At 70.7% G+C, this 21,364-nt stretch carries 13 protein-coding genes; 12 read left to right on the forward strand and 1 reads right to left on the reverse strand.

The genetic code is table 11. From position 1 onward, the window contains the following. The first annotated feature begins 83 nt into the window (after positions 1–83). From K3G64_RS17565 to K3G64_RS17600, 8 genes are read left to right on the forward strand one after another with little or no spacing between them, the layout of a single operon-like run. Positions 84–830, forward strand: coding sequence for a thioesterase II family protein (locus K3G64_RS17565; RefSeq protein ID WP_238886120.1), 747 nt, complete (start codon positions 84–86; stop codon positions 828–830). Then, a complete protein-coding gene (locus tag K3G64_RS17570; RefSeq protein WP_238886122.1) occupies positions 820–2,148 on the forward strand; it encodes a polyketide synthase in 1,329 nt (442 codons plus the stop codon). Before K3G64_RS17565 ends, K3G64_RS17570 begins: the two co-directional genes overlap by 11 nt. Further along, on the forward strand, positions 2,145–5,090 hold the full coding sequence (gene mbtD, locus K3G64_RS17575) for a mycobactin polyketide synthase MbtD (protein WP_238886123.1): 2,946 nt from the start codon (positions 2,145–2,147) through the stop codon (positions 5,088–5,090). The genes K3G64_RS17570 and mbtD overlap by 4 nt, the downstream gene beginning before the upstream one ends. Further along, the gene (locus K3G64_RS17580; protein WP_238886124.1) at positions 5,087–10,189 is read left to right on the forward strand and encodes a non-ribosomal peptide synthetase; all 5,103 of its coding nucleotides are present in this window, start codon (positions 5,087–5,089) and stop codon (positions 10,187–10,189) included. Before mbtD ends, K3G64_RS17580 begins: the two co-directional genes overlap by 4 nt. Continuing rightward, positions 10,186–14,541 carry an amino acid adenylation domain-containing protein gene (locus K3G64_RS17585; protein WP_305071261.1) on the forward strand — a complete coding sequence of 1,452 codons (4,356 nt, stop codon included), beginning with the start codon at positions 10,186–10,188 and terminating at the stop codon, positions 14,539–14,541. Before K3G64_RS17580 ends, K3G64_RS17585 begins: the two co-directional genes overlap by 4 nt. Then, complete coding sequence (gene mbtG / locus K3G64_RS17590) at positions 14,538–15,839, forward strand: NADPH-dependent L-lysine N(6)-monooxygenase MbtG (RefSeq protein ID WP_238886125.1); 1,302 nt, start codon at positions 14,538–14,540, stop codon at positions 15,837–15,839. The genes K3G64_RS17585 and mbtG overlap by 4 nt, the downstream gene beginning before the upstream one ends. Continuing rightward, entirely contained in the window at positions 15,817–16,032 is a 216-nt protein-coding gene (locus K3G64_RS17595) for an MbtH family protein (protein ID WP_238886126.1), read from the forward strand. Before mbtG ends, K3G64_RS17595 begins: the two co-directional genes overlap by 23 nt. Positions 16,033–16,076: 44 nt before the next feature. Next, positions 16,077–16,730, forward strand: a complete 654-nt coding sequence (locus tag K3G64_RS17600; protein WP_238886127.1) for a DUF998 domain-containing protein — start codon at positions 16,077–16,079, stop codon at positions 16,728–16,730. Here the strand turns inward: K3G64_RS17600 and K3G64_RS17605 are convergent. Then, positions 16,727–17,062, reverse strand: coding sequence for a type II toxin-antitoxin system VapB family antitoxin (locus K3G64_RS17605; protein ID WP_238886128.1), 336 nt, complete (start codon positions 17,060–17,062; stop codon positions 16,727–16,729). The genes K3G64_RS17600 and K3G64_RS17605 overlap by 4 nt on opposite strands. Positions 17,063–17,235: 173 nt before the next feature. Here K3G64_RS17605 and hrcA point away from each other — a divergent pair, with 173 nt between their 5' ends. The 4 genes from hrcA (at position 17,236) to K3G64_RS17625 (ending at position 21,364) form a co-directional block, all read left to right on the forward strand. After that, positions 17,236–18,267: a heat-inducible transcriptional repressor HrcA gene (gene hrcA, locus K3G64_RS17610; RefSeq protein WP_238886130.1), complete on the forward strand. Its 1,032-nt coding sequence runs from the start codon at positions 17,236–17,238 to the stop codon at positions 18,265–18,267. Between the two features lie 36 nt (positions 18,268–18,303). After that, the gene (gene dnaJ / locus K3G64_RS17615; protein WP_238886132.1) at positions 18,304–19,452 is read left to right on the forward strand and encodes a molecular chaperone DnaJ; all 1,149 of its coding nucleotides are present in this window, start codon (positions 18,304–18,306) and stop codon (positions 19,450–19,452) included. A gap of 3 nt (positions 19,453–19,455) precedes the next feature. Then, the gene (locus tag K3G64_RS17620) at positions 19,456–20,196 is read left to right on the forward strand and encodes a 16S rRNA (uracil(1498)-N(3))-methyltransferase (RefSeq protein ID WP_238886134.1); all 741 of its coding nucleotides are present in this window, start codon (positions 19,456–19,458) and stop codon (positions 20,194–20,196) included. A gap of 103 nt (positions 20,197–20,299) precedes the next feature. Continuing rightward, on the forward strand, positions 20,300–21,364 hold the full coding sequence (locus tag K3G64_RS17625; protein ID WP_238886136.1) for a PhoH family protein: 1,065 nt from the start codon (positions 20,300–20,302) through the stop codon (positions 21,362–21,364).

The raw sequence follows: 21,364 nt of genomic DNA on the forward strand, positions 1-21,364 counted from the left end.
CAGCCTGCGCTAATTCACTGGAGGACCTCGATGCGTCTGCTCGCCGCGCACCCGCAGGCCCTTTCTCACCGCGTCTCCGACCGATGATCGACGAACAGAGCCGGCTGAACTTCGCGCCATGGATCAAGCGCTCGTCCGGGCAGCCGTCGCGGCCGGCGACCGTCGTGTTCCCGCACGCCGGCGGCGCCGCCGCTGCTTACCGGGCGTTCGCCTCGGCGCTGTCGCGCGGCGGCGGGGATGCGTTCGTCGTGCAGTATCCGCAACGGGCGGACCGGCTGACCCATCCCGCCCCCGACACCGTCGAGCAACTGGCGGCCGAGTTGTTCGCGGCCGGCGACTGGGCGGGTCTCGGCCCGCTGCGCCTGTTCGGCCACTGCATGGGTGCGGTCATCGCGTTCGAGTTCGCCCGAGCGGCCGAGCGCCACGGTGTCGACGTCCGGCAACTCTGGGTGTCGGCCAGCCAGGCGCCGTCGACGATCGCGACGTCGCCGCGCCTACCGACCGCCGCGGCCGAAGTCGTCGCCAACATGGTCGACCTCGGGGGCACCGACCCGCGGTTGCTGGCGGACGAGGACTTCATCGAACTGCTCGTGCGGGCCGTGCGCGCCGACTACCTGGCGTTCAACCGGTACGCCTGCGGTTCCGACGTGCGCATCCGCGCCGACATCCACACGCTCGGCGGCCACGGGGACCATCGGGTGAGCCAGGACATGCTGCGGCACTGGCAGACTCACACCGACGGCGCGTTCACCCTGTCGGTTTTCGACGGCGGGCACTTCTACCTCAACGACCACATCGACGCGGTCGCGGAGCTGGTCAATGCCGGATAGCAGGCGGCACGGCGCGGCCGCCGACCCGATCGTCATCGTCGGCATGGCGCTCGAGGCACCGGGCGGCATCGTCACCGCCGACGACTACTGGGCGTTGTTGTCGCAACGACGCGAAGGCCTTGGGCCGTTCCCGCGCGACCGCGGCTGGCGGGTGCGTGACGTTCTCGACGGGTCGGCCCGCGACGGCTTCAAACGCATCCATGATCTCGGCGGGTTTCTCGACAGCGCAGCCACTTTCGATCCCGAGTTCTTTGGGATCTCGCCCCGCGAGGCGGTCGCCATGGACCCGCAGCAGCGGGTCGCCCTGCGGGTGTCGTGGCGGGCGCTGGAGAACAGCGGCATCAATCCCGACGACCTCGCCGGCCACGACGCCGGCTGCTACGTCGGCGCGTCGGTGATGGGGTACGGGCCCGACCTCGCCGAGTACTCGGATCTCACCGGACACCTCATGTCGGGAACCTCGCTGGGGGTCATCTCGGGGCGGATCGCCTACACCCTCGGCCTGGCCGGTCCCGCGCTGACCGTGGACACCTCCTGCTCGTCGGCGTTGACCGCGGTGCACACCGCGGCCCAGGCGCTGCGCTCGGGTGACTGCGACGTGGCGCTGGCCGGTGGCGTCTGCGTGATGGGCTCACCCGGGTTCTTCGTCGAGTTCGCCAAACAGCACGCGTTGTCCGACGACGGCCATTGCCGCCCCTACAGCGCCCACGCCAGCGGCACGGTGTGGGCCGAGGGCGCGGCGATGTTCGTGTTGCAGAGGCGCTCGGCCGCCCTTCGCGAGAACCGCCACGTATACGCCGAGTTGCGCGCCACCTGCCTGAACCAGGACGGTCGATCCGTCGGGCTCACCGCACCCGACGGACAGGCCCAGGCGCGGTTGTTCCGCCGTGCGATCGACCGGAGCGGCGTGCGCGCCGAGGACATCGGGATGATCGAGGGCCACGGCACCGGGACCCGCCTGGGCGACCGCACCGAACTTCAGTCGCTTGCCCGGACCTACGGAGCCACCGCTCCCGGGAAGGGCCCACTGCTGGGTTCGGTGAAGTCGAACCTCGGACACACCCAGGCTGCCGCGGGCGGGCTCGGCCTGGCCAAGGTGCTGATCGCCGCAGAGTGCGGCACCGTTCCCGCCACCCTGCACGCCGACGAGGCGAGCCCCGAAATCGACTGGGCCGGTCAGGGTCTGCGGCTGGCGTCCGAGCAGTCGCCGTGGCCCGCCGTCGACGGCCACCGACTGGCTGCGGTGACCGCATTCGGCATGAGCGGCACCAACGCCCACGTGATCGTCTCGATCCCGGCGCGGCCGGAGGCGGCATGACGGCCGCCGGACTGCCCGACGGGCGGGTGCCCGTCGTGCTGAGCGCACACGCCGAGGAACTCGTCACGGCCGACGCCGCGGCGATCCTGCGTCACCTCGACGAGGGAACCGACGTGGCCGCCGTGGCGGCCACCCTGCTGCGCACCCGCAGGCTGCGCAGGCACCGGGCGGTCGTGCGCGCGGTCGACACCGCCGAGTTGGCCGACGGGCTGCGCGCGCTGGTCGCGGGCGTCGAGCACCCGCTGCTCACCCGTTCCCGCGAGGCGCGTTCGGCCCGAACGGCTTTCGTGTTCCCCGGACAGGGCAACCAGTGGTCCTCGATGGGTGCCGACGCCTACCGCCGATCCGCGGTCTACCGCACCCACGTCGACCGCTGCGCCGACGCGTTCGTCGCCGCGGGCGAGCGGTCACCGCTGCCCTATCTGCTCGCCGACACGCCGGGGGGAGCCTGGCCCCAGGTACAGATCCAGGGCGCGCAGTTCGCCCATGCGGTGGCGCTGGCCCGCCTCTGGTGTGCCGCCGGAATCACCCCCGACGTCACGGTCGGGCACAGCCTCGGCGAGGTCGCGGCCTGCTACGTGGCGGGCCGCATCGCGCTGCCCGATGCTGCCGCCGTCGTCATAGCCCGGGCCAGGGCGGTCGAGCGCCTGCGCGGCGACCACGGCATGGCCGCACTGGGCGTCTCGCTGGACGACGTCGAACGGCTGATCGCCGCGGTCCCCGGCTGGCTGGAGGTCTCGGCGGTCAATGCGACCGCATCGGTCGTGGTGTCGGGGGACCGCGCGGCGGTCGCAACATTGGTCACCGCCGCGACTGCCGAGGGGCTGTTCGCCCGCCAACTGGACGTGGACTACCCCGGCCACAGCAGCGCTCTGGAGCGGCTTCGTGCCGACCTCACCGCGATGCTGCCGCAGGCCGAGTTCGCCGACAGCGCGGTCGAGTTCATCGGGTCGACGACCGGATCGGCGGTGGATGCGGGTACCGGGTTCGGCGACTACTGGTACCGCAACCTGCGCAACACAGTCCGCTTCGACCTGGCGGTAACCGCGGCGCTCCGCAACGGTGTCGACCGGTTCGTCGAGATCTCGGCGCATCCGGCGCTGCTGTTGGCCATGGCCGACCTCGTCGGCGACGAATGCCTGGTGACCGGGTCGGGCCATCGCGACGCCCCGCTGGTCGAGGCGGTGTCCGCCAGCATCGTCGCCGCCGCTGCGGGTGACGACAGGAATGGTTGGACCGGTCTGGTCGACATGACCCGGCCGCCGCTGCGGAACTTCCCCAACGCACCCATGCGGGCCACGCACCTGTGGGCCGATCCCCGACCGTTGCCGCCGGTATACGGGCTGACCGTGGCCACCGAAACGTGGAAGCCGTTGCTTACCAGACGTTTCAGCCAGGGTGTTCGCCGCGTCGCGGTGCTCGACCTCGCCGGTCCCGACGCAGGCCCGACGCCAGTCGGCCTCGCCGGCCTGCTGCGCGCCGCGCTGCACCACCACCACGCGGTCGACGTCACGGCAGCCCGGGACGCCGACCTGCTGGTCGCGGTTGCGCCCGTCCTGGACCACCCGGATGTGGAACGCTCCGCACGCGAGGTCGCCGACCTGGTCGGCGCCGGCCTGCTCGACTACGTCGACGCAGCGGGTCCCGGCTGTCGCGCCGTCTGTCTGGTCACCGCGGGGGGCGAGCATGTCCGCCCCGACGAACCGGTGGCGCTCCCAGCCCAGGCCGCACTGGCGGCGATGCATCGCAGCCTGGGCCTCGACCGGCCCGACCAGGCCTACCGGCACCTCGACCTGCCGTCCTGGGAACCCGGGGAAGCGGTCGTCGCGGCCGCGGTCGATGCACTGCTGGGCGAGTCGCAGGAGCTCGCCGTTCGCGACAACGGTTCGCAGACAACGACCCTCGTCCGATCCGTCACCGACCCCACCGAACCGGCGCCGCCGTGGCGGCTGGACACCGGAGTGCTCGACAACGTGGTGATCACCGGCGGCAGCGGTGCGGTGGGCCTGCACTTCGCGCGTCACCTCGCCGCCAACGGCGCTCAGCGCGTCGTGCTGCTGAGCCGCGGCGGTGTCGACACGGCGGTTGTGACCGAACTGACCCGACTGGGCGCCGACGTGGTGGCTGCACACTGCGACGTCACCGCCGCCGCCGACGTCGCGGCTGCTGCGCGCGCATACGCCGGGGTCGGTGCGTCGCTGGTCGTCCACGCCGCCGGCGCGGCGACATTCGGCGACCGCGACGAACTCACCGCCGAGGCGTTCGTCCATACGGCGGCGGCGAAGCTCGGCGGCATGGCCCGCATGGCGGAGCTGTGGCCGATGCGTGCCGACGCGCGAATCGTGCTGTGCTCGTCGATATCCGGTGTCTGGGGCGGTCGCGGTCATGCCGCCTACTCGGCGGCCAACCGGATGCTCGACGTGCTGGCGGGCCAGCTTCGGGCCGATGGCAGGCACTGTGTGGCGCCGAGGTACGGACTGTGGCGGGGGAGTGGGATCGCCGGAGCCGACGAGGTGGCCGGCATCCAGCGGTCCGGTCTGCAGCCGATGAACCCCGACGCCGCGGTCGCCGCGACCCTGCGCGACCACACCGAGGACCCACTGCTGCTGGCCGCCGACCACGCCCGGCTGCAGGTGTTCCTCGACAGTCAGGCGCCGAAGGCCGCCGACGACGGACCCGTGGTGTCCGGCGGCGACACCGCGGACCGGGTGCGAGCCGACCTCGCGGCGGTGCTGAACCTGCAGCCGGACTTCATCGATCTCGATACCTCGCTGCTCGACCTGGGGGTGGACTCGCTGCTCGCGCTCGATCTGCGCAAACGGCTGCACCGCACGACCGGGCGGAAGGTCGCGCTGGCCACTTTGCTCGGCGGCATCACCGGCGGGGCGCTCATCGCCAGCCTCGACGCCACGACACAGACGACAGAAGGTGGAAACGCGTGACTGACATGGTCGACACCCGTGCCAGGCAGGACGACCAGCGGCTGGAGTTGTTGCGGCGCAGGCTCGCCGAGCGCGGTCTGCGTTCGGCCCCGGGCGCCTCCGGGGACGCATCTGTCGCCGCCGGGCTCTCCGACGGGCAGCGCCGCATGTGGTTCGTGCAGATGGCCGATCCGACCGGCGCGATCCTCAACATCTGCCTGTCTTACCGGATCACCGGGCAACTCGATGTGGCCCGACTACACGATGCCGTCGACGCGGTCGCCGCGCGTCATTTGATCCTGCGCACCACCTACGCCGCCGGCGCCGACGGCGAGCCGCAACCCGCCGTGCATCAGGAGCTGACCCCCGGTTGGTCGGTGCACGACCTGACCGACCTGTCCGAGCACGCACGGCAGCTGCGCCTGGAAGTGCTGGCGCAGCGCGAGTTCGGCGCTCCCTTCGATCTCGCCACGGACTCCCCGCTGCGGCTCACATTGGTGCGCACCGCGCCCGATGAGCACGTCATGCTTCTGGTCGCACACCACATCGCGTGGGATGACGGCTGCTGGTCGGTGTTCTTCGGCGACCTGACCCGCGCATACGTGGGCGAGCAGCTGGTTCCGGCTCGCTTGCCTGCACCGGACCTCCACCCGGTCGACGACGACATCGACTACTGGCGAACGGTGCTCGCCAACCCGCCGGAACCGCTCGAGCTGCCCGGCCCCAACGGTTCTGCGGTGCCGACGAGTTGGCGGTCCCAACGCGCCACGCTGCCGCTGTCGCAGCAGACGGTCGAGCGGGTCGCGATGCTGGCCAAGGAGTCCGGCGCGACACCGTACATGGTGCTGCTGGCCGCGTTCGGTGTGCTTATGCAGCGCTACACCCAAGCCGAGGACCTCCTCGTGGCCAGCCCGGTGCTCAACCGCGGCGCCGATGTCGATGACGTCATCGGCTATTTCGGCAACACGGTCGCCCTGCGGCTTCGTCCGCAACCCCGCCAGAGCTTCCGGGAGGTGCTCGCGCACACCCGCGACACCGCGGTCGGTGCATTCGCCCATCAACGGGTCGATCTCGACCGCGTCGTGCGTGAACTCAACCCCGACCGCACCCACGGCGCGGAAAGGATGACCCGGGTGTCCTTCGGTGCGCGCGGCGCCGACGGCGACGGTTTCCGCCCCCCGGGTATCACCTGCCGCCGCAGTGAGCTGCGCGGTCGGCTCACCCAGCTGCCGCTGGGCTTCATGGTCGAATTCGACCACACCGGTGCAGAAGTCGAGGCCGAGTACCTGGTCGAGATCCTCGACGCGGCGTTGGCCCGACAGCTGCTCGAGCACTACTCGGTGCTGCTCGACGATGCGCTGGTGAATCCCGACCGGCCGATCAGCGAGCTCGACCTGCTGGGGTCCGCCGACGCCGAGTGGCTGCGCCGCGTCTCCGCCGGCGAACAGTTCACCACGGCGCCAACGACTATGACCGCCCTGGTGCAGGAGCAGGTGGCCCGCACCCCGGACGCGGTGGCCGTGGTCTATGAGGGCAGGCACTACACCTACCGCGAGCTCAACGCGGCAGCGAACCGGGTCGCGCACTGGCTCATCGGCAAGGGCATCGGCGCCGAGGATCGGGTGGCGGTGCTGCTGGACCGCTCACCGGAACTGGTGATCACCGCACTCGGGGTGATTAAGGCCGGCGCGGTCTACCTGCCGATCGACCCCAGCTACCCGCAGGACCGGTTGACCTTCATCCTGTCCGACTCGGAACCCGAACTCGTCGTCCGCGAACCCATCACCGATCTCGACGACCTGCCGGACACCGATCCCACCGACGCCGACCGGGTTCGGGCGCTGCGGCCCGAGAACACGGCCTACCTCATCTACACCTCGGGGTCGACCGGCCTGCCCAAGGGCGTGCCGGTGCCGCACCGACCGGTCGCCGAGTACTTCGTCTGGTTCCAGGGTGAATACGACATCGACCACCACGAACGGCTGCTGCAGGTCGCCTCGCCCAGCTTCGACGTGTCGATCGGGGAGATCTTCGGCATGCTCGCCTGCGGAGGGCGGCTGGTGATCCCGCGGCCCGACGGGCTGCGCGACATCGGCTACCTGACCGAACTGCTGCACACCGAGGGCATCACGTCGATGCACTTCGTGCCGTCACTGCTCGGGCTGTTCCTTTCCCTGCCCGGCGTCAACCGGTGGCGGACGCTGCAGCGCGTGCCCATCGGCGGTGAGGCGCTGCCGGGTGAGCTCGCCGACAAGTTCCACGCGACCTTCGACGCGCTGCTACACAACTTCTACGGCCCCACGGAAACGGTGATCAACTCGAGCCGCTACAAAGTGGAAGGCAAGCAGGGCACGCGCATCGTGCCCATCGGCACCCCGAAGATCAACACGCAGATCCACCTGCTCGACCACGCGCTGCAGCCGGTGCCCGTCGGGGTGATCGGGGAGATCTACATCGGCGGAACACATGTGGCGCGCGGCTACCACCGCAGGCCGGGGCTGACCGCCGAGCGGTTCGTCGCCGACCCGTTCACACCCGGCGGCCGGCTGTACCGGTCGGGCGATCTGGCCCGCCGCAACCCCGACGGCGACATCGAGTTCGTCGGCCGCGCCGACGAGCAGGTCAAGATCCGCGGCTTCCGCATCGAACTCGGCGAGGTGGCTGCCGCGATCTCCGTCGACCCCAGCGTCGGACAGGCAGTGGTGGTGGTCAGCGACCTGCCGGGCGCCGGGCAGAGCCTCATCGGCTACGTGACGCCGGCCGACGACGTCACCGACGTCGACGTCGAGCGCATCCGCAACCGGGTCGCCGCTGCGCTTCCCGAGTACATGGTGCCCGCCGCATACGTGGTGCTCGACGAGATCCCCATCACCGCGCACGGCAAGATCGACCGGTCGGCGCTGCCCGACCCCGACTGGAGCACCGGCGCCACCTACCGCGAGCCCGCGACCGGCACCGAACGCCTGCTCGCCGACCTCTACGCCCACTTGCTCGAACGCGACGCCGTCGACATCGGCGCCGACGACTCGTTCTTCGAACTCGGCGGCCACTCGCTGCTCGCGACGAAACTCGTTGCCGCAGTGCGGGTGCGGTTCAACGTCGACATCGGCGTGCGGGACGTCTTCGAGCTCGGCACCGTGGCCGCACTGGCCGCGCGGATCGACTCGGCCGCCGCAACCGACCAGCGCAGGCCACGACTGGCCAGCGTCCCGCACGACGGACCACTGCAACTGTCGGCGTCCCAGCTGCGGATGTGGTTCCAGTACCGGGTCGACGGGCCGGGCCCGGTCAACAACATCCCGTTCGCCGCCCGCATCGACGGGCCATGCGACCCCGAGGCGTTCGTGCAGGCGGTGCGCGACGTCGTGGCGCGGCACGAGGTGCTGCGCACCACCTACCGAGAGATCGACGGCGCACCGCATCAGATCGTCAACCAGGCGGGAGAGGTCGCGGTGCGCCGGGCACGCGGCGGGGACGACGGCTGGCTGCGCGACGAACTCGAGAAGGAACGCAAACACGTATTCGACCTCGAATGCGATCTGCCCGTACGGGCCGCGGTGCTGGCCACCCCCGGCGCACACGTGGTGTCGCTGGTGGTGCATCACATCGCGGCCGACCACTGGTCGGCGATGGTGCTGTTCACCGATCTAATGACGGCGTACCGCGCGCGGCGGGCAGGCCGGTCACCGGGCTTCGCGCCGCTGCGGGTGCAGTACGCCGACTACGCCGCCTGGCAGGCCGCGCTGCTGTCGGACGGCGACGGGCCCATTGCCGAGCAACGGGAGTACTGGCGCAGGCAACTGGCGGGCGTGCCCGAGGACTCCGGCCTGGCGCCGGACTTCGGCCGGCCGCCCGTTCTCAGCGGGGCGGGTGACGCGGTCGCATTCAGCATCGACCCCGCGACCCGGGCCAGGTTCGCCGAACTGAGCGCCGAACTCGGTGTCACCGAGTTCATGCTGCTGCAATCCGCGGTGGCCCTCGCCCTGCACAAAGCCGGAGAGGGGCCGGACGTACCGCTCGGCACACCCGTCGCGGGCCGCACCGAACCCGAACTCGACGCGCTGGTGGGCTTTTTCGTCAACATCGTGGTGCTGCGCAACGATCTGCGCGACAACCCCACATTGCGGGAGGTGCTGCGGCGGGCCCGCGACACCGCGCTGGCCGCCTACGCCCACCAGGACCTGCCGTTCGACCAGGTGGTCGACGCGGTCCGCCCGGCTCGGTCGCTGTCGCGCAACCCGCTGTTCGGTGTGGTGGTGCATGTGCGCGACGCGCTGCCCGATGGCAGGCTCGTCGAGACGGGGCCCGCCGCGGACACCACGTTCACCGCGCTGGAACCGCCGTTCGACGTCGCGCACGCTGACCTGTCCGTGAACTTCTACGGCACCGATGACGGATACCGCGGACACGTGATCTACCGGACCGACCTGTACCGGCGCGCCACCGCCGAACGGTTCACCGGCTGGCTCTCCCGTGTGCTCGCAGCGCTTGCCGACGATCCGGACCAGCGGGTGCGCGACGTGCAAATCGCCGACTGCGACGAACGCCGCCTTGTCGAGAGGTTCTGCGCCGCAGCGAAAACCAGCGTGTTCGACGGTTGGTACGACAACGTCGCGATCGGGGTGGTCGGCGACGTCTACGAGCAGGTGACCGTCGAGGACGAGACCGTCCTGCGGGCCACCGGGAGACGTGGCCGCTGGACCGCCGACGGGCGAGTGGAGTTGGTCGAGAGCGCAGAACCGCGTCGCCGGGCCGCCACCCCGGCCGGCATGGCCGAACCGGCGCGCACCGAGACCGAACGAGTGCTGGCCGCGATCCTCGCCGAGATCGTCGGAGTGGCCGAAGTCAACCGGACCGACGACTTCTTCGAACTGGGCGGCGATTCCATTCTGGCGGTCCAGCTGGCGGCGCGCGCCCGCGATACCGGTCTGTCGTTGACCGCGCGAATGGTGTTCGAAAACCCCACGATTCACGCGCTCGCCGCCACCGTCGACGAAGCCCCCCGCGCGCATTCCACACCCGACACCCGCCATGAGCCGATGGCCGCCTCAGGACTCTCGGCCGACGAACTGGCGGCGGTGACGTCGATGTGGTCTGCCTCGCAGGACGGCGTCCGGTGACCGCGACGCAGTCCGAGCCCGCCGTCGAGGACGTGATGGCGCTCAGCCCCCTGCAGCAGGGGTTGTTCTCGCTGGCCCAGTTGAGCACCGGCGCCGACGACCCGTATGTCATCGCGATGGCCGCCGACATCACCGGCGAACTGGACACCGCTCTGCTGCGCGACTGCGCCGCGGCCCTGCTGGCCCGGCATCCGAACCTGCGGGCCTGCTTCCTGCGCGGCGATCTGAGCAGGCCGGTGCAGGTGGTGCCCGCCCGCGTGAACGTGCCCTGGCGGCATGTCATCGCCGCCGCCGACGAGGTGGCCGCGCTCGAAGCCGACGAACGGCGGCGTCCGTTCGATCTGGAACGCGGTCCGGCGATCCGCTTCCTGCTCATCGACATCGCCGGTCATCAGGACGGCCGGTTCCGCTTCGTTGTCGTCGCGCACCACATCATCATCGACGGCTGGTCGCTGCCCCTGTTCGTCGGCGAGCTCATCGCGCTGTACCGCTCCGGCGGTGACACCGGTGTGCTGCCGCCGCCGCCGCGCCCCTACCGCGACTACATCGGCTGGCTGGCCGCACGCGATCAGCAGGCCAGCCGTGATCTGTGGCGCGCCCACCTCGGCGGTCTCGACGGTCCCACCCTCGTCTCTCCCGCGCTGACCACCGGGGAGCCGCCCGCCGGCGAGCCGCACCGCACCGAGGTCGCGCTCGACCGCGCCGCCACCGACCGGTTGACCGACGCGGCCCGCAACCGCGGCGTCACCGTCAACACGCTTGTCCAGATGGCCTGGGCCGTCCTGGTTTCGGCGTTCACCGACCGCGACGACGTGGTGTTCGGGGTGACGGTGTCCGGGCGACCCGGCGAGCTCACCGGCGTCGAGACGATGGTCGGCCTGTTCATCAACACCGTGCCGCTGCGGGTGCGGCTGGACCCGGTGGCGCGGGTCGGCGCGCAATGCCTTGCGCTGCAACGGGAGGCCGCCATGCTGCGCGACCACGGCTACCTGCCGCACAACGAGTTGCGGGCAATGGGCGGCGTCGGTGAGATGTACGACAGCCTGCTGGTGTACGAGAACTTCCCGCCCGGCGGATTGGTCGGCGCCGGTGAGTTCGTGGCCAACGGCGCCACTTTCCGGCCCGCGGCACTGGAGAGCGTCTCTCATTTCCCGGTGACCATCGCCGCGCACCTGGTCGACGACCACCTCACGGTGCTGGTCGAGGTGGTCGACGGCGCGCTGGGCCCGATGAGCCCCGAGTCGCTGGGCAGGCGACTGCTGATGACCGTCGAGCGGTTGGTCAGCAACTGGGACACGCCGCTTCGCGACGTCGACCTGCTGTTCGACGGCGAGGATCCGGTGCTGGGGGACGGGTCTGCGACCTCACCGGCGGCAGCGGGGGTGCACGAGATGTTTCGCCGGGTGGCCGGTGGCCGCCTCGGGTCTGTCGCATTGAGCTGGTCCGGCGGTGAGCTCACCTACCGCGAACTCGACGAGGCCGCCGACCGCGTCGCCGCGGCGCTGGCCGTTCGCGGCGTGCGCACCGAGACACCGGTGGCGATCCAACTGGGGCGCGGCCCGCACTACGTGATCGCGATGCTCGCCGTCCTCAAGGCGGGCGGGGTGATCGTCCCGCTCGACCCGGCGATGCCCGACGAACGCGTCGCCGACATCCTCGCCCAGTCGAAAGCGACGGTCGTCGTCGACGAGGCTTTCGTGGCCGCGTCGGCGAGCGAGCCCGCCGACGACTTCCGCCCGGTGCCTGCCCGCACCGGACAGGCCGCATACGTGGTGTTCACCTCTGGCACCACCGGCAGGCCGAAGGGCGTGGTCGGCACACACCAGGCGCTGCTGGCCTACGCCGACGACCATGCCCGAACCGTGTTGCGGCCTGCGGCGACCCGGCTGGGCCGTCCGCTGCGGGTCGCCCACGCCTGGTCGTTCACCTTCGACGCGGCGTGGCAGCCGCTGGCCGCGCTGCTCGAGGGGCACGCCGTGCACATCGTCGACGACCATGTCCAGCGCGACGCCGAGGCACTGGTCGAGACCATCGGGCGCCACGGCATCGACCTGATCGACACCACGCCGTCGATGTTCGCCCAACTGCACGCCTGCGGGCTGCTGACGACCGTCCCGCTGGCCGTGCTGGCGCTCGGTGGCGAGGCGGTCGGCATTCCCGCGTGGTCGATGATCCGCGACGAGTGCGCCCGCACCGGCATGGCGGCCTACAACTGCTACGGCCCGACCGAGACCACCGTCGAAGCGGTCGTCGCGGTCGTCGCCGCCCACGAGGCACCGACCATCGGCCGGCCGACGTCACCCACCCGGGCCTACGTACTGGACTCCTGGCTGCGACCGGTCCCCGACGGCGTGCCGGGCGAGTTGTACCTGGCCGGGGCTCAGCTGACCCGCGGCTACCACGGCAGGCCCGGCGAAACCGCAGCGCGATTCGTGGCCGACCCGTTCGCGCCGGGACAACGCATGTACCGCACCGGCGACGTGGTGCGACGACAGGCCGACGGCGCGCTCGACTTCCTCGGCCGATCCGACGCACAAGTCAAGATCCGCGGTTACCGCGTCGAGCCCGCCGAGATCGCGGCGGTGCTGCACGGCCACCCCGCGGTGCGGCACGCCCACGTTGCCGTGCGCAGGCGGCGCTGGGGCGCCCAACTGGTCGCCTACGTCGCCGCCGAGCCCGCGCCCGACGTCGCCGAGCTGCGCGCGCTGGTCGCAAAACGCCTGCCGCGCTACATGGTTCCGCACAGCATCGTGCCCGTCGACCGGATGCCGGTGACGTCGCACGGCAAGGTCGACGACGCGGCGCTGGCCGCCATCACCGTCACCGACGACCGGTCCGCCGCCGCCGCGACGCCGACGGAGGCCGCGCTGGCAGCCGTGCTCGCCGAACTGCTCGACGGCGCCGAGATCGATGTCACCGCCGACTTCCTCGCGCTGGGACTGGACAGCATCGTCGCGCTGTCTGTGGTGCAGGCCGCGCGCAGACGTGGGATTGCGCTGCGAGCGCGGCTGATGCTCGAGTGCGCCACCGTCCGCGAACTGGCCGCCGCGCTCGACGACGAGGTCGACCAGGCGGCGGCGGCCAACCGGCCCGGCGAGCCGGCCGGCCCGATCCCGGTGCTGCCCAACGTGCACTGGCTCTACGAGCACGGCGATCCGCGGCGACTGATGCAGACCGAGGCGATCCGGCTGCCCGACGGCATCACCGCCGGGCACCTGAACGCGATGCTGCGCGCCGTCGTCGACGATCACGAGATGCTGCGGAGCCGCCTCGACCGGCCGTCCATGACCTTCGTCGAACACGAGCCACAGCAGTTGCTGACCGAGGTGTGGGTCGACGGCGCCGTCACCGAAGCGGTCGCCGCAGCCACTGCGAACGCGGTCGAAACCCTTGACCCGCAACGCGGTTCGATGCTGACGGCGACTTGGCTGCGACATCCCGACGGTCCCGGTGTTCTCCTGCTCGCCGCGCACGTGCTCGCCATGGACCCCGCGTCCTGGCGCATCGTGTTGGCCCAGCTCGACGCGGGCTGGCATGCGATCGGTTCCGGGCGCGACCCCGTGTCGACGCCGGAGCACACCGGTTACCGGCGGTGGTCGCGGTTGCTTGCCGAGCGCGCCGAGACTCTCGACACCTGTGACTTCTGGGCCGCTCAACTCGACGGCGACGATCCCGCGCTGGGTGCCCGCCGGTTGCGGCCAGGAACCGACCGGGTCGGCGATGTCGTGGTCTCAATGTCGATGGCCGGCGCCGAACTGACCGTGCGGTTGCTCACCGCCGCCGAACCCGCACCGCACCTGTTGGCCGCGGCGGTCGCGCGCACCGTCACCCGGTGGCGGCGCCACCGCGGCCAGGACACCCCGCCGCCACTGTTGTCGCTGGAGACCCACGGCCGTGCCGACGACGTGGTCAGCGACGCCGACCTGTCGGACACCGTGGGCCTGCTGACCGCCATCTATCCACTACGCGTGCAGTCGATCAGCGATGTGGCCGGACTGCCCGGCGCCGGAATCGATTTCGGGCTCCTGCGCTACCTGCGGTCGGATACCGGCGAACGGCTCGCCGCCTGCCGCGAACCCCAGCTGCTGCTGAACTTCCTCGGCAGGATGCACGCCGGGATCGACGGCGGCGCACTGCAGCCCGACCGCGGACTGCTGGCAGGCGTGTCACCGATCCCGGAGCCGAATCTCGCGGTGCGCCACGAACTGACCATCATGGCCGCGATGCTCGGCCCGAGCGACGCTCCGGTGCTGGGCACCCAGTGGCGCACGCTGCCCGACATCCTGTCCGCCGAGGACGTCGCCATGCTGCAGTCGATGTTCCTCGACTCGCTGGAAGAGGTCCTCTCGTGAACCGGACACTCGCGGTGGTGGGCGCGGGCGCGAAGGCGGTGGCGGTCGCGGCCAAGGCCGCCGTGCTGCGCGACATGGGCGTCGACGCGCCCGACGTCGTCGTGGTCGAACGCACCGAAGTGGCCGCCAACTGGCAGGCCGACGGCGGCTGGACCGACGGTCAGCACCGGCTGGGCACCAGCCCCGAAAAGGACGTCGGGTTCCCGTACCGGTCAGCACTGGTCCCGCGGCGCAACGCCGAACTCGACGAGCGGATGACCCGGCACAGCTGGCAGTCGTACCTGATCGCCACCGGCCAGTTCGCCGAATGGGTCGACCGCGGCAGACCCGCACCCACGCATCGCCGGTGGAGCCAGTACCTGCGTTGGGTCGCAGCCAATGTCGAGATGACGGTGGTCGCCGGGGAGGTGCAGCGCATCTCGGTCGACGTCCGCTTCGACCGGCAACGCTGGGTGCTGCACACACCCGACCGCACGGTGCCGGCCGACGGCTTGATGATCACCGGCCCCGGCCAACCCGAGCGGTCGATTCTGCCCGGCAATCCGCGGGTGCTCTCGATCGCCCAGTTCTGGCACCGCGCGGCCCAGCGCGAGATGATCTCCGCCGAACGCGTCGCGGTGATCGGCGGCGGCGAGACCGCGGCCTCGATGCTCAACGAGCTGTTCCGGCATCGCATCTCCACGATCACGGTGATCTCGCCGCAGGTCACGCTGTTCACCCGCGGCGAAGGTTACTTCGAGAACACGCTGTTCTCCGACCCGACCGGATGGACGAATCTCACGCTGGCCGAACGGCGCGACGCGATGGCACGCACCGACCGCGGGGTCTTCTCCGCGCGGGTGCAGGACGCCCTGTTGGCCGACGACCGCATCCGGCACCTGCGCGGCCGGGTGGCGCATGCCGTGGCCAGGGACGGTCAGATCCGGTTGACGCTGAGCACGAACACCGGCGGTCCGGCGCTGGAGACCGCCCATGGATTCGACCTCGTCATCGACGGCTCGGGCGCCGACGCGCTGTGGTTCGTGCCGCTGCTCGCCCAGGACGCCCTCGACGTGCTCGAACTCGGGCTGGGCGGGCCGCTGACCGGTGACCTGCTGCAGGTCTCGATCGGCGACGATCTCGCGGTCGAACACGTCATGCCGAAGCTGTTCCTGCCGGGGTTGGCCGGCCTGACCCAGGGCCCCGGCTTCCCGAACCTGTCCTGCCTGGGCCTGCTGTCCGATCGGGTCCTCGGCGCCGACCTGACCACAACCCCATCGCCTGCGAGGAGAAGCCATGAGCCACAACCCTTTCGATGACGAGCACGGGGACTTCTACGTGCTGGTCAACGACGAGGACCAGTACAGTCTGTGGCCGACGTTCGCCGAGGTTCCCGCGCAGTGGCGGGTCGTTTTCGGCGAGAGCACCAGGTCGGACTGCCTGGCCTACATCGAGGAGAACTGGACGGACCTGCGCCCGCGCAGCCTGCGCGAGGCGATGACGGAGCGCTGACGGCGCCGGAGTCCGGCACCGCCGGTGCCCTACGGTGTGATGTTGTGGCAACGACGAGAACGCCGGTGGTGGCCAACCGCACGGCCCTCGTCGTCGGAGCGGTCGCGTGGCTGGTGGCAGCTGTCGGCTACGTCGCCCTCGAATTGCTCGCGGCGTCGGCGGTTCCCGGATACAGCTACGCCGAGCAGTACATCAGCGCGCTCGGCGTGCCGGCCTGGTCGCCGCGCGCCTACCTGATGAACGCCGCGTTCCTCGGTCAGGGCGTGCTCTTCGTCGTCGGCTCGGTGTTCGTCGCCCGTGCCGTGCGGGCCGGGTGGACCGGCGCGCTGTTCGTCGTGCTCACGGTGGTCGCGGCCGCTGGCGACTTCCTGGTCGGCATCGTGCACGGTGGGTCACCGCTGTGGAACGCCGGGCACGAGTGGCTGCACGGGCTCGGTGCGGTCCTCGCGATCTTCGGCGGCAACGCGGCGATCCTCGCGGGCACCGCGGTGGCGGGCCGCGCGATCGGCACCAGAGGCTACCGGCTCATCGGGGCCTCGATCGGGATCGCCGGGCTGCTGATCCTCGTCGTGCTGCAGAACTACCACTCTTGGACGGTCGACTACGTGCCGATCGGTGTCGTCGAACGGGCCTGTGTGTACACGGTGATGTTGTGGCAGCTGCTCACGGCGCTGGTGCTGCTGCGCCGCCGTACCTAGATCTGCTGAGACTCGGCCCACGCGTCAGCCGGAGACGGGAAGTCCATGTCGAACACGCGCGCGTGCAGCACCGTCCGGTTGCGCAGCGCGGCGCGCACCGCCCGGTGCAGACCGTCCTCGAGATAGACGTCGCCCCGCCACCTGACCGCGTGTGGGAACAGGTCGCCGTAGAACGTCGAGTCCTCCGACAGCAGCCGGTCCAGCGCCAGCACCGTCGTGGTCATCACCAACTCGTCGAGGCGGATCTGCCGCGGCGGGATCTGTGCCCACTGTCGATGCGACAACCCGTGTTCGGGGTAGGGCCTGCCGTCGCGGACTCCCTTGAAGATCATCGGGCAAACACCCTTCGCGTCGTCCCCCGGGGCAACCACATCAAGCCGGCATCGCGGTACAAAGGCTAGCGGGAAAAGGGCCGTCCGCGGCGCGGCAACCGCTCATACGCTATCGCCGCTGTTGATGACCGTAAAATGGGTGCGAACTCGACGCGAGGGGTAGGTGAACAGGCATGGGTAGCGCCGACGATCGTCGATTCGACGTGCTGCGCGCGATCGTCGCCGACTTCGTGGCCACCAAGGAGCCGATCGGATCCAAGACGCTCGTCGAGCGGCACAACCTGGGGGTGTCGAGTGCCACCGTGCGCAACGACATGGCAGTGCTGGAGGCCGAGGGCTACATCACCCAGCCGCATACCAGTTCCGGGCGGGTGCCCACCGAGAAGGGTTACCGCGAATTCGTCGACCGGCTCGACGACGTCAAGCCGCTGTCGACCGCCGAGCGGACGGCGATCCTGCGGTTCCTCGATACCGGCGTCGACCTCGACGACGTGTTGCGCCGCGCGGTGCGGCTGCTGGCCCAGCTGACCCGTCAGGTGGCGATCGTGCAGTACCCGACGCTGACCACCTCGACGGTGCGCCATCTCGAGGTCGTGGCGCTCACGCCTGCGCGGTTGCTGCTGGTGGTGATCACCGACACCGGCCGCGTCGACCAGCGCATCGTCGAACTTGGTGATGCGCTCGACGAACACGACGTCGCCAAGCTGCGCGACCTGCTGGGCCAGGCACTCGAGGGCAAGCCGGTCACCACCGCGTCGGTCGCGGTGTCGGATCTGGCCTCGCACCTCACCGGGCACGGCGGGCTGGCCGACGCCGTCGGCCGGTCGGCGACCGTGCTGGTCGAGACGCTGGTCGACCACAGCGAGGAACGGCTGCTGCTGGGCGGCACCGCCAACCTGACCCGGAACACCGCGGACTTCGGCGGTTCGTTGCGCTCGGTGCTGGAGGCCCTCGAGGAACAGGTCGTGGTGCTGCGGCTGCTGGCCGCCCAGCAGGAGGCGGGCAAGGTGACCGTGCGCATCGGTCACGAGACCGAGGCCGAGGAGATGGCGGGGACCTCGGTGGTCACCACCGCCTACGGCAGTTCGGGCAAGGTGTACGGCGGCATGGGTGTGTTGGGGCCCACTCGAATGGACTATCCGGGAACTATCGCTAATGTCGCTGCGGTTGCTCTCTATATCGGGGAAGTCTTAGGCAGCCGGTAGAGCCGGCATCGTCAACCAGGAACAGGCAGGGTCAGCGTGGCACGCGACTATTACGGGCTGCTCGGGGTGAGCAGGGGCGCGACGGATTCGGAGATCAAGCGCGCCTATCGCAGGCTGGCGCGCGAACTGCATCCCGACGTCAACCCGGACGAAGGGGCCCAGGCGCGGTTCAAGGAGATCAGCGTCGCCTACGAGGTGCTATCGGATCCGGAGAAGCGCCGCATCGTCGACTTGGGCGGTGACCCGCTGGCGTCGGCGGGGGCGAACGGAGCCGGCTTCTCCGGCGGGTTCGGCGGGCTCGGTGACGTGTTCGAGGCGTTCTTCGGCGGCGGCGGCACCGCCCGCGGACCGGTCGGGCGAGTGCGGCCGGGCTCGGACTCACTGCTGCGGATGCGACTGGACCTCGACGAGTGCGCGACCGGGGTGACCAAGCAGGTCACCGTCGACACCGCGGTGCTGTGCGACCTGTGCCAGGGCAAGGGCACCCATGGGAACTCGACGCCGGTGGCCTGCGACACCTGCGGTGGCCGCGGCGAGGTACAGAGCGTGCAGCGCTCGCTTCTGGGTCAGGTGATGACGTCGCGGCCGTGCCCGGTCTGTGGCGGCGTCGGCGAGGTCATTCCCGACCCTTGCCACCGCTGCGGCGGCGACGGGCGCGTGCGGGCCCGACGGGACATCAGCGTGAAGATCCCCGCAGGCGTCGGTGACGGGATGCGGGTGCGGCTGGCCGCGCAGGGCGAGGTCGGACCGGGCGGCGGGCCCGCAGGCGACTTGTACGTCGAGGTGCACGAGAAGCCGCACGAGGTGTTCCTCCGCGATGGGGACGACCTGCACTGCACCATCTCGGTGCCGATGGTCGACGCCGCGCTGGGCACCACGGTCACCGTCGAGGCGATCCTCGACGGGCCGACCGAGATCACCATCCCGGCGGGCACTCAACCCGGAGCGGTCACCACTCTGCGCGGGCACGGTATGCCGCACCTGCGCTCGGGAGTGCGCGGTGACCTGCACGCCCACATCGAGGTGATGGTGCCGACCCGACTCGACCACGAGGACGTCGACCTGCTCCGCAGGCTCAAGGAGAAGCGCAACCGCGACGCCGCCGAGGTGCGGTCGACCCACGCCGGCGCGGCCACCGGCGGCGGACTGTTCAGCAGGCTGCGCGAGACGTTCACCGGTCGCTGACCGGTGACCCGCGCGCTGTTCTACGTGGACGCGCTGCCGCCCGCCGGCGACCTCGCCGTCGTGGACGGGGATGAGGGCTTCCACGCGGCCAACGTGCGCCGGATCCGCGTCGGCGAGCGGCTCGACCTCAGTGACGGCGCCGGCGCGCTGGCCTCATGCGTCGTCGAAGACGTCGGCAGGGGCAGGCTGGCGGCGCGGGTGCTGGACCGTCGCACCGTCCCGCCAGGGAGGCCCACCGTGACCGTGGTGCAGGCCCTGCCCAAATCGGATCGCGCCGAACTGGCCGTCGAGCTGGCCACCGAGGCCGGTGCCGACGCCTTCGTGGCGTGGCAGGCGTCGCGCTGTGTCGCCAGGTGGGACGGCGCCGCCAAGGTCGACAAGGGCCTGCGGCGCTGGGCCGCGGTGGCCCGGTCGGCGGCCCGGCAGTCGCGGCGCGCACACATCCCACCGGTCAGCGGCCCGTTGTCGACGGCCGAGCTGTTGTCGTCGCTTGCCGGTGACGGCTCCGTCGTGCTTGTGCTCCACGAGTCGGCGACGCGTCGGCTGACCGAGGTGCCGGTGGCCGGCGCGGACTCGCTGAGCCTGGTCGTCGGTCCCGAAGGCGGCATCGCCGACGACGAGCTGACCGCGTTCGACGAGCTGGGGGCGACGGTGGTCCGGCTGGGCCCCACGGTGCTGCGCACCTCGACGGCCGCGGCGGTCGCCCTGGGCGCGCTCGGCGTCCTCACCTCCAGGTGGTCGTGATGCGGCCGGTGCGGTTAACCATTGGGATGCGCCAGCACCCGGCGGTAAACTGTGACCACAGCTACGACCAGGCCAGACCCCAGAAAGCAGGCATCGAACCCTCTTGACGCCCCGCGAGACAACCGCTGACTCGCCGCAGGCCTCCGAGTCTCCTCAGTCGGTACGCAGCACGAGCTCGAAGATCGATGTGCCGCCCGACCTCGTCATGGGCCTTCTGGGTTCCGCCGACGAGAACCTGCGCGCGCTCGAGCGAATCCTGGCCGCCGACATCCATGTGCGCGGCAACGCGCTCACCCTCGCCGGTGAACCCGCCGACGTCGCGCTCGCCGAGCGGGTGGTCTCCGAGCTGATGACCATCGTGGCCAACGGTCAGTCGCTGACACCGGAGGTGGTGCGGCACGGCGTCGCGATGCTCACCGGCACCGGCGACGAGTCGCCTGCCGAGGTGCTCACCCTCGACATCCTCTCGCGGCGGGGCAAGACCATTCGGCCCAAGACGCTGAACCAGAAGCGCTACGTCGACGCCATCGACGCGCACACCATCGTGTTCGGCATCGGCCCCGCAGGCACCGGCAAGACCTATCTGGCAATGGCCAAGGCGGTCAACGCATTACAGACCAAGCAGGTGTCGCGGATCATCCTGACCCGGCCCGCCGTGGAAGCCGGGGAGCGGCTGGGCTTCCTGCCGGGCACGCTCAGCGAGAAGATCGACCCGTATCTGCGCCCGCTCTACGACGCGCTGCACGACATGATGGATCCCGAGCTGATCCCGAAGCTGATGAGCGCCGGGGTCATCGAGGTCGCACCGCTGGCGTACATGCGCGGCAGAACCATCTCGGATGCGTTCATCATCCTCGACGAGGCGCAGAACACCACCGCCGAGCAGATGAAGATGTTCCTGACCCGGCTCGGCTTCAACTCGAAAATCGTTGTGACAGGTGACATCACGCAGGCCGACCTGCCGGGTGGCGCGGCATCGGGACTGCACGCGGCGATGCGGATCCTCGACGGCATCGACGACATCCACTTCGCCGAACTCACCAGCGCCGACGTGGTGCGCCACCGGCTGGTGTCGGAGATCGTCGACGCCTACGCCAGACACGACGAGCCGGCGCTGATGAACCGGGCGCAGCGGCGCGCATCCGCCACCGGCCGGGCCCGGCGGTAG

It is taken from the genome of Mycobacterium sp. IDR2000157661 (assembly GCF_022317005.1).
GTDB lineage: Bacteria > Actinomycetota > Actinomycetes > Mycobacteriales > Mycobacteriaceae > Mycobacterium.